The 6,000-nt window shown below is 71.2% G+C and carries 8 protein-coding genes; 1 reads left to right on the forward strand and 7 read right to left on the reverse strand.

What is annotated here, in order from left to right:
• Positions 1-21: 21 nt before the first annotated feature.
• From IEY79_RS34520 to IEY79_RS34550, 7 genes are all read right to left on the reverse strand, one after another.
• The gene (locus IEY79_RS34520; RefSeq protein ID WP_229701378.1) at positions 22-480 is read right to left on the reverse strand and encodes a hypothetical protein; all 459 of its coding nucleotides are present in this window, start codon (positions 478-480) and stop codon (positions 22-24) included.
• Between the two features lie 117 nt (positions 481-597).
• Complete coding sequence (locus IEY79_RS34525; RefSeq protein ID WP_189111612.1) at positions 598-786, reverse strand: hypothetical protein; 189 nt, start codon at positions 784-786, stop codon at positions 598-600.
• Complete coding sequence (locus tag IEY79_RS34530) at positions 787-1,704, reverse strand: peptidoglycan-binding domain-containing protein (RefSeq protein ID WP_189111613.1); 918 nt, start codon at positions 1,702-1,704, stop codon at positions 787-789.
• Entirely contained in the window at positions 1,701-2,246 is a 546-nt protein-coding gene (locus tag IEY79_RS34535) for a hypothetical protein (protein WP_189111614.1), read from the reverse strand. The genes IEY79_RS34530 and IEY79_RS34535 overlap by 4 nt, the downstream gene beginning before the upstream one ends.
• Positions 2,222-2,830 (reverse strand): MauE/DoxX family redox-associated membrane protein, encoded by a 609-nt coding sequence (locus tag IEY79_RS34540; RefSeq protein ID WP_189111615.1) that lies wholly within the window; start codon positions 2,828-2,830, stop codon positions 2,222-2,224. The genes IEY79_RS34535 and IEY79_RS34540 overlap by 25 nt, the downstream gene beginning before the upstream one ends.
• Before the next feature lie 10 nt (positions 2,831-2,840).
• Positions 2,841-3,542: a hypothetical protein gene (locus IEY79_RS34545; RefSeq protein WP_189111616.1), complete on the reverse strand. Its 702-nt coding sequence runs from the start codon at positions 3,540-3,542 to the stop codon at positions 2,841-2,843.
• Positions 3,543-3,833: 291 nt separating this feature from the next.
• Entirely contained in the window at positions 3,834-4,478 is a 645-nt protein-coding gene (locus tag IEY79_RS34550; protein WP_189111617.1) for a class I SAM-dependent DNA methyltransferase, read from the reverse strand.
• A 226-nt stretch (positions 4,479-4,704) separates the two neighbouring features.
• Between IEY79_RS34550 and IEY79_RS34555 the strand changes: the two genes are divergently transcribed.
• On the forward strand, positions 4,705-5,937 hold the full coding sequence (locus IEY79_RS34555) for a M14 family metallopeptidase (protein WP_189111618.1): 1,233 nt from the start codon (positions 4,705-4,707) through the stop codon (positions 5,935-5,937).
• The last annotated feature ends 63 nt before the right edge of the window (positions 5,938-6,000 follow it).

Consider the following 6,000-nt stretch of genomic DNA (forward strand, 5'->3'; position numbering starts at 1 on the left):
TCACCGCATCGGGCGACGAAGCTACCGGAGGGTCGAGCAGGCGGCAGTGGCGATCAGCGCGGAGCACAGGACGGTCATGCCGGTCAGCCGCCGCGCGAGCAGGTCGTCCCAGCGCTCCCCGTCCCCGGACAGCCTGCGCAGGGCCGGGGTGAGTGCCCGGCCCGCTCCGAAGCCGAGCCCGGCGGCCAGAGCGGGCGCGTAGGAGCCCCCGGACAGCAGCACCGCGACCGCCATCGCGTACGGCGCGCTGGCCGACACGTAGGTACGCACGCCCGTGCCGAGCTCGAAGCCGAACTGCAGGGCGCCGCGCGCCAGATGGCGGCGCAGCACGTCCTGAGGTATCTGCCGGGCGTTCTGCGGCAGCCGTAGCGACAGCTTGCCCACGTCGCGCAGCGCGGCGAGCAGCGCGACGGCCACGATCAGCCCTTGCCGCACGTCGGCCGGGAGCGGTGTGAAGAGACCGGACAGGAGCCACAGCACCCCGGCCGTCAGCACCCCGCCGGCCAGCAGGCCTCCGGTGAAGATGCCGAGGACCAGTGCCTGTCTGTACGTTGCCCGCCAACCTGGCGAGGCCAGCGCGAAAGCGCTGTTACGCGTTCAAACGGAGCCGGAGAGCGAGTAGCCGGCCAGACCGCCGGTGATCGCCCAGGTGAGCATGGGGGCGTAGAGGGCGGCGGCGATCGCCGCGATCGCCAGGGCCGCCACGGGCAGGACCGGATCGGTGAGCAGCGTCCGTACGGCACGGGCGCCGCTCGGCCGGGCCACGGGACGGCCGGACCGACCCATCTAGACCGTCCCGGTCAGCGTGAGCCAGGTGTTCGGTCCGACCACGCCGTCGGCGGTCAGGCCGTGCAGGGACTGGAACGAGATGACGGCCTGCCGTGTGAGCGAACCGAAGTTGCCGTCGACCGTCAGTGCGGAACCGTGCTTGTTGAGCTGCCACTGCGCGCCGCGTACGGCACCGTTCACCTCTCCTTGGCGCACGGTGACGATCAGCACCGGCCAGGTGGCCGGGCTGACGCTGCCCGTGGGGCTGAGTCCGTTCGCCGACTGGAACTCCTCGACCCGCGCCTCGGTGTCGGCCCCGAAGATGCCGTCGGCGTCCGCGGGATGACCGTGGTGGGTGAGCAGGTGCTGAATGGTGCGGACGTCGGGCCCGGTGGCGCCGCGGCCGAGGGTCGGCCAGCTGACGGAGCCGGGACAGTCGCAGTCGGTGGTCCAACGGCAGATGGACTTCACCCAGCCGGATCCGGTGTTGCGGTAGCCGTCGTGGCAGCGCCGCTCGATACCGCAGCCGCAACTGCCGCAGGCCGCGCTGTAGCGCCACAGCCAGCCGTCGTAGGTACCCGCGTAGCACTGGTTGGGCCGCAGCGTCCAGGTGACACCGTCCTGCCGGTGGAAGCCGGTGTTCGTCCCCGATGTCTCGCACGCGTCGGCATAAACGGTGCTGGGCCCGCAGCCCGGGGAGCAGTTGTGGTCCGCGGCGTAACTCGGGCACGCACCGGTCCAGATGTCGTAGCCGTCGGCGTACGCCTGCCGGGCCGCGGTGAACACCCCCAGCGCGGCGAAGCCCACGGCGGTCGCCGCCTGCAGCACTGTGCGCCTGGACGGCGCGAAGGATGGCAGGGCCCCGCGCCCGGTACGGGACCGGCGGCCACCGCTCCCGGAGTGGCGCAGCGTGGGCACCTCGTCCAGTGAAGTCATGGCCGGCTCCTCGGAGTTGCGGGTGCGATGTCGTCGAGCAACCTCAGCAGCGCGGTGGATGAACCGAGCGGCTCCGAACGCGCGATCCGGCCCTCCGGGTCGATGGCCACCGCATAGGGGGTGGCGGGGATGTCGTAGGCCGTGAACAGCTCCGGACGGTGATCCCTGACCGGGACGGGGCCTTCGTCGCCCTGGGGCCGGGCGCCCGCGTAGAGCCCGAGCACGGCGGGGGCGGTGGCACCCTGACGGGTCGTCCAGGCGCCGGCCTCGGCGAGCACCTCGGCGCAGGTGCGGCAGTCGGCGTCAAGGAAGAGCAGCAGCCCGGCGCGGCCCTCAGTCAGGAGGCCGTCGAGTCCGGCCGCGTCGACCCGTGCCGCGTCGAGCCCGGGCGCCGGCGCGCCGGGGGCGATGCCCACTCGCCCGGGGCGGTGCGGCTGTGTGCGTGACAGTTGGTGCACCTGCCTGATCAGTCCCGAGACGACGAGCGCGAGCAGCGCGATCGCCGCCCACGAGGCGATCACAGCGCTGGTGGTGAAGTCCATCGCGTCGACACTCCTTCGGCAGTCCGGTGCACGGTGGTCCCGGTCGGCAGGGGAACTGGTGCTGCGGTCGGCTCGTGCATGGCGGCGGGCAGGGACCACAGCAGGACGGTGCACGCGGGAGCGGCGAGCATCAGCGTGATCAGTTCTGCCGTCGAGAGGTGTACGGGGCCGGCCCCTGCGATGACCGCGCCGGCCAGCGCGAGCCCGGCAAGGGCCGCGGCCCGCCGGGTCACCCAGCGGCTCAGTGGCAGATCCCGGCGTGAACAGCCGCACGGCCCCCCGCGGCCGAGGGCCAGGACGTGCCGGGTGTAGCCGGCGTAGAGCCCGAAGAGGGCGGCTCCGGCGGCGAGTACGGCTTGCAGGGCCCACTGGTGACCCGTCAGCAGCGCGGCCGCGCCGACCGCTCCCAGGACGCCCTCGGCGAAGGGCAGAACGGCGGCCGCGAGCCGGCGGAGCCGGGGGCCGAGCACCCCGTGCACCCGCAGCGCCTCGCCCAGAGCGGCCGGACGGGCGGCGTGAGAGCCGGCGCCCATGAGCAGGCTGAGCACGGCGACCGCGGCGGTCAGCCCGCCGTAGAAGCCCATCACCGGCGCCTCACCCGGTGTGCCGCAGCGCGAGCCGCCCGACGAGCTCGGGCACCCGCTCCACGGGAGTCGACGCCAGCGGTACCAGCGTGGCCCAGATCTTTGCGGAGGAGAGCACGAAGAACGGGCTGCCGTCGGAGAGCGTGTCGCGGAACAGCTCACCGGAGGCGACCGCCACTCCCTTCCAGGGCGGAAGCTGGGCGGTGTGCTCCTTCGTCCGCCGCGACAGCTCCAGCAGCCCGAGGCCGGGCACCTCCTTGATCACCGTCGCGGGACGGGCGAAGGCGCTTCCGGCCGACGGATCCGGCTGGAGGGTGAGCCCGTCTTCGCTCTCCTCGATGCGGACCGACCGGAGCAGCCCGAGCACCTCGGCCACGCTCAGGCCGTACAGCCGAGTCACGAGTGAGTGGCGCTCGCCGAGCCACACGACGAGCGACGGCCGCTCCACGAGCCCTGAGCGCGGCTCACGCTCGGTCGACTGGAAGATACGCAGCGTGCCCTTCTGGAAGGTGAACTCGGAGTCGGGTGATCCGATGCCCAGGGAGGCGGCGACGTCGTCCCCCAAAGAGGCCGGCCCGGCGGTGAACTCGACCAGCCGGCCACCGACCACCATCTCGACGGCCGAGGTGCACGGCAACTGGAGGTCGAGGTCGCCCTGAAGGTGATAGGTACCACCGTCGAGGGCGCGATGAGCGACGAACGATGCGACCATGTGCATCCTCCTGGGAGGGCGGGGGCCTTGTGACACCGCAGCCGCAGAGGAATCTAGGCATCAGTCATGACCCTGTCAATCCATCCGCGCAGCGGAGACGACCGCCGCGCCGACGTGCCCGGGAACGCGGGCCCGGAGGTGAGCGAAAGACAGATCGCCGACACGGACCTCTGCGCACAGCCTTACGCGCGACCTTCATCAGGTGACATCAAACCTGGCACGGCACCTCGCTGACCGGGGCCGGCGGGAGTCGAGTTCACCGAATCGTCGGCTGCGACGGGACCGGGACCTCTAGGACTGACGGCGCGCGAAGAGGACCGCCCCCGGAACGCTCTCGTCGAGGTCGAGCAGCATGTGGGCCTCGACGGTGAATCCGGCATCGACCAGCCGGGCCGCCAGTTGTTCGGGCCGGCGGCGGTGAACGTGGACGTTCATCGGGTGGCCGCCGTAGCCCCGCGTCTTCAGCCTCGACTCGTCGCCGACGTGAAAGCCGAGCATCAGCGGTCCGCCGGGACGCAACGCGCGGTGGAAGTGGCCGAAGACCGTCGGGACGGCTTCGTCGGGGATGTGAATCAACGACCAGAAGGCGAGCAGACCGGCGACTGAGGCCTCGGGGAGGTCGAGGTCCGTCATCGAACCCACCTCGAACCGCAGGCGGGGGTGATCACGCCGAGCCACGTCGATCATCGTCGGCGAAAGGTCGACACCGAAAGCGTCCACGCCCAGCTCTCGCAGGTACGCGGTGACATGCCCGGGGCCGCAGCCCACGTCCGCCACCGGGCCGCCGCCGGCGCCGTGCACCAAGTCGGCGAACACCGCCAGAGCCGCGCGAAGGTACGGCTCCCCCGCCAGAGCCTCGCGCATCCGGTCGGCGTAGCTGATCGCGACCGTGTCGTAAGAGATCCGGGTGTCCCTCAGCCAGTGGTCCTCATTCATAGCCCGACACAGTAGTGCGGTGGTCAGGCCGGGGAGCCGGGGGGCAGACGCAGGCAACGGCGAAGCGGACCATGCCACTTGAGACGACGTGACGGCGGCACACGGCGCCCCATGACCTGCGCTTTGCATTCTTGACCCAAACCTGCCAAAGCGATTGGATCAACCCGGCTGTCCTGTAAGGCCGTTCAGCACGCATGGCCCGTGCCCGACGATCCGAGGAGCCCACATGCGCAAGCCTGTCCCCGCCGTCCGCAGCTCCGCCACGCTCTCCGCCGCCCTCGCCGCCTCCGTCCTCGGAGTGACGGTCGCCGTCGCACCGGCCGCGCATGCCACCCCGCCGATCGAGACCTGTCAGGTCCCGGAGAACCCCTCCTGGGACGGCTGGACCAACTATTCCGAGCTGGTCCGCTCCCTCCATGCCATCGAGCGCCGCAGCCACGGCCGGGTCGACGTGGAGAAGGCCGGGCGGACCACCGAGGGCCGCACCCTGTGGCGGGCGCGGGCCGGCAACGGCAAGAAGGTCGTGCTGGTCACCAGCGCGATCCACGGCAACGAACGCACCGGCACCGAGGCACTGCTACAGATCCTGAACCGCCTCGGCACCTCCCAGGACCGGCACACCCGCGCCCTGCTCCGCCAGGTCACCTTCGTGGCCATGCCGATGGTCAACCCGGACGGAGGCGAACTCAACCGCCGCGCCAACGTCATCTCCTGGGACCAGGTCACCGACCGCTTCCCGCAGCTCAAGGGCGCTCCGAAAGCCTGGTACCACTCCGAGAGCGGCGACGGTGTCGCCAAGCCCGGATTCGACCTCAACCGCGACTTCAACCCGGACTTGAACTACGTACCGAAGGCGTCCGACCTGCCGGGCGAGCAGACCGACGCAGGGTTCTTCCTCTCCCCCGAGTCGCGCGCGATCCGCGACACGTACGTCCAACTGCGCCGCGAGAAGGGCCAGGTGGAGGCGTACATCGATCTGCACCACATGGGCCCATGCGACCGGCTGACCAGCGGACCGCAGGCGGGGAAGCTGATCTCGGCGGCGATCGACTACCCGCCGCTCGGCGTCGAGGACGGAGCCAAGTACAAGAAGGACTGGCCCAAGCTCGACCAGGACAAGTCGCGGCGGTACGCGCTCGCCGCCGCCAAGGGGATCTACGGCAAGTACGGCATGAACCAGGCCGAGTCGGCGATCGGGCGGTACGTCCACCCGGACGAGCGGGAGTACGCCGGGCAGGGCCGGTCCGCGCTCGCGCTGAACGGCACCGGCACGGTGCTGTTCGAGGTCCGGGGACAGTCGGACGACCTCGGCGAGCAGCACAAGGAGGTGTTCACGGCGACGGTCCGCACCGGCGTGGAGTCGATCATGACGGGGGTCGCCACGGGCGCCGCGGACCGGCTCGACGGGGACGAGTTCTTCACCCTGCCGACGTACGGCTGGGATGCCCCGAAGCCCTAGGGCCTGTCCGCAAAGTCATGGGAGCCAGAGTTGTAGGCAGGCGAGGGTGACCATGGCTTGGTA

This window comes from Streptomyces camponoticapitis (genome assembly GCF_014646115.1).
Classification (GTDB): domain Bacteria; phylum Actinomycetota; class Actinomycetes; order Streptomycetales; family Streptomycetaceae; genus Streptomyces; species Streptomyces camponoticapitis.